The 3,180-nt window shown below is 69.1% G+C and carries 3 protein-coding genes; all 3 read left to right on the forward strand.

The window, feature by feature from the left end:
• Position 1: 1 nt before the first annotated feature.
• Genes H5J26_RS29780 through H5J26_RS29790 form a run of 3 tightly spaced genes read left to right on the forward strand, consistent with a single transcriptional unit; the run spans position 2 to position 3,086 of the window.
• Complete coding sequence (locus H5J26_RS29780; protein WP_181769069.1) at positions 2–958, forward strand: carbohydrate ABC transporter permease; 957 nt, start codon at positions 2–4, stop codon at positions 956–958.
• Complete coding sequence (locus H5J26_RS29785; protein WP_181769070.1) at positions 955–1,794, forward strand: carbohydrate ABC transporter permease; 840 nt, start codon at positions 955–957, stop codon at positions 1,792–1,794. The genes H5J26_RS29780 and H5J26_RS29785 overlap by 4 nt, the downstream gene beginning before the upstream one ends.
• The gene (locus tag H5J26_RS29790) at positions 1,794–3,086 is read left to right on the forward strand and encodes an ABC transporter substrate-binding protein (RefSeq protein ID WP_181769071.1); all 1,293 of its coding nucleotides are present in this window, start codon (positions 1,794–1,796) and stop codon (positions 3,084–3,086) included. The genes H5J26_RS29785 and H5J26_RS29790 overlap by 1 nt, the downstream gene beginning before the upstream one ends.
• Positions 3,087–3,180 lie beyond the last annotated feature (94 nt).

Genomic DNA, 3,180 nt, shown 5'->3' on the forward strand with positions numbered 1-3,180 from the left:
GATGAGCGTCACCGCCCCGGGCACCGCCGAGGCGCCCTCCCGTGGGACTCCGCCGCCCCGGACCTCCGCGGCGCGCAAGCAGGCGCTCGGTCTGGACCGCGACGCGTGGTTCCTGCTGCTGCCCGCACTGCTGCCGATCCTGCTGCTCAGCGCCGGGCCCCTGCTGTACGGGCTGTCGCTGGCCTTCACCGACGCGCAGTCCGGCCGTACCGAGGTCACCAAGTTCATCGGCGTCGACAACCTCGCGGACCTGCGCCTCGACACGCTCTTCTGGGACTCGTTCAAGATCGGCCTGGTCTGGGCCGTGAGTGTGACGGCCCTGCAGTTCGTGCTGTCGCTCGGGCTTGCCGTGCTGCTCAACCAGAACCTCCGATTCCGGTGGCTGGCCCGCACGCTCGCGCTCGTCCCCTGGGCGATGCCCGAGGTCGTCATCGGCATCATGTGGCGGCTGGTCTACCACCAGGACGCCGGCATCCTGAACGCCACCCTGAGCGATCTGCACCTGATCTCCGAGAACGTCGACTGGCTCGCCGGCGTATCGATGGCGCTGCCCGCCGTGATCGTCGTCGGTGTGTGGGCGGGAATGCCGCAGACGACGGTGGTGCTCCTGGCCGGGCTTCAGAACGTGCCGCACGAACTGCACGAGGCGGCGGCCCTGGACGGCGCCGGCATGTGGCGGCGGTTCCGCACAGTGACGTGGCCGACGCTGAAGCCGGTCGTGCTCGCCATCACGGCGCTCAACTTCATCTGGAACTTCAACTCCTTCGGCCTGGTCTACGTGCTCACCGGCGGCGGGCCCGGCGGCGCGACACGGCTGCCGATGCTCTTCGCCTACGAAGAGGCCTTCCGTTACGGGCAGTTCGGCTACGCCGCCGCGATGGGTCTGGTGATGGTCGCCGTCATCGCCGTGCTGCTGACGATCTTCCTGCGCAACCGTCTCAAGGAGGCCGACCAGTGATCTCGTCGCGAGGGGTTCCGGCGCGCGCCGGTCAGTATCTGGCCCTGGTCTGCTATCTGGTCTTTCTGGCCTTCCCGCTCTTCTGGCTGGTCTCCACGGCTCTCAAGGCGCCGCAGGAACTGGGGTCGGTGAACCCGACATGGCTGCCCCGGCACCCGTCCCTGGACAGCTTCACCGCCGCCTTCGAGCAGCAGCCGCTGGCCCGTTCGGCGCTCAACAGCCTCATCGTCGCGAGCTGCGCGGCGGCCGTCTCCGTGGCGATCGCGGTGCCCGCGGCGTACGCGATGGTCCGCTACCGCTCACCGGTCAGCAAGGCGGCGACGGGCTGGATCCTGGTCAGCCAGATGTTCCCGTTCGTGCTGGTGATCATCCCGCTGTTCCTGGTGCTGAAGAGCTTCCACCTCATCAACTCCCTTACCGGGCTCGTCCTTGTGTACGTCGTCTGGAACCTCCCCTTCGCGCTGTGGATGCTCCAGGGTTACGTACGGGCCGTGCCCGCCTCGCTGGAGGAGGCCGCCGCGATCGACGGCTGCGGCCGGTTCAGAACGCTGTTCAGCGTGGTCCTCCCGCTGCTGACCCCAGGGCTGGTCGCCACGGTGATGTTCTCCTTCGTCACCGCCTGGAACGAGTTCTTCTTCGCCCTTGTCCTGCTCAAGTCCCCGGAGAAGCAGACGATGTCCGTGATCCTCACCCACTTCATCGGCGCGGAGGGCGCCGCCGACCTCGGGCCGCTCGCCGCGGCCGCGCTCATGGCGACCCTCCCCAGCCTCCTCTTCTTCAGCCTGCTCCAGCGGCGCCTGGTCAGCGGCATCATGAGCGGGGCGGTGAAGGGCTGATGCGGCGCCGGAACTTCATCACCACGGCGGCCGCCACGGGCGCCGCCACCCTGCTGGGCGGCTGCGGCAACGGCTCCGGCGGCGACTCGCGCACCCTCGACTACCTGAGCCTCGCCTGGCAGAAGGAGTCGATCGAGGTCAACAAGGCGCTGGTGGCCGAGTGGAACAAGCGCAACCCCTCGGCCAGGGTCCGCTACGTGCAGGGCGCGTGGGAGAGCGTCCACGACCAGCTGCTGACCTCCTTCGAGGGAGGCGAGGCGCCCGACATCATCCACGACGAGGCCAACGACCTCACCGACTTCGCCCACGGCGGCTACCTCGCCGACCTGACCGGCCTGCTGCCCGCCGACCTCAAGAGCCAGATATCGCAGGCCAGTTGGGACACGGCGAGCTTCGCCGGCGGCATCTACGGCGTGCCGTTCCTGCAGGAGCCGCGCGTGCTGATCGCCAACCGGAAGCTGCTGGAGAAGTCGGGTGCACGCATCCCGACGGCGCAGCGGCCCTGGAGCTGGGCGGAGTTCGAGGACGTGGCGAAGGAGCTGACCCGCGGACGCACCTACGGCGTGGCCTGGTCGATGAAGGAGCCCGTCAACCAGTCCGTGAACCTCGCCATGACCACGGGCGGTGCGATCTTCCGCCGTGAGAACGGCAGGAACGTCATCCGTTTCGAGCGCGCCGACTCCCATGTCATCGAGCTGATCCACCGGCAGGTCCACAAGGACCGCACGGCGGCCGAGAGCAGCCTCGGCATGGCCGGGTCCGACACCCTTCCCGGTTTCTTCGCCGGGCGGTACGCGATCGTGCCGCTCAACTTCTCCTTCCGGCAGCAGGTCCAGCAGCAGGCACCGAAGGGATTCGAATGGGTGACGCTGCCGATGCCCGCCGGGAGCGGCGCCGCAGGCGGGGGACAACTCCAGGGTGTCAGCCCGCAGACCCTGTCCATCTCCCAGGACACGAAGCGCAAGAAGGCAGCCATGGAGTTCGTCGCGTTCCTGACCCGGCCCGATCACATGGCGCGCCTGGCCAAGGGTGACTGGCTGGTGCCCACCGGCCGCGAAGCGCTGCGGGACCCGGGCCTGGACACCGAGAAGTACGGCTGGAGCACCGGCCTGCGCGTCGCCTCCGACCTGCGCGCCTCACCGGTCCTCGGCGTCCGCGGCTACCCCGAGTGGAAGGACAAGATCGCCACTCCGGCGCTCCAGGAGTACTACGGCGGCAGCATCAGCCTGAGCACGCTGCGCGACAAGCTCGTCGACGACGGCAACCGCATCCTCGCCCGCTACCAGCGCTGAGACACCCGCACGACAGCACAGAACGGCACGCACCATGAGCGCACTCCCCGCCCCCACTCCCCCGGACCCTCCCGGGCGTCCCTCCCGCCCCCGG

The sequence above is a fragment of the Streptomyces albidus (ex Kaewkla and Franco 2022) genome, assembly GCF_013870515.1.
GTDB lineage: Bacteria > Actinomycetota > Actinomycetes > Streptomycetales > Streptomycetaceae > Streptomyces > Streptomyces albidus.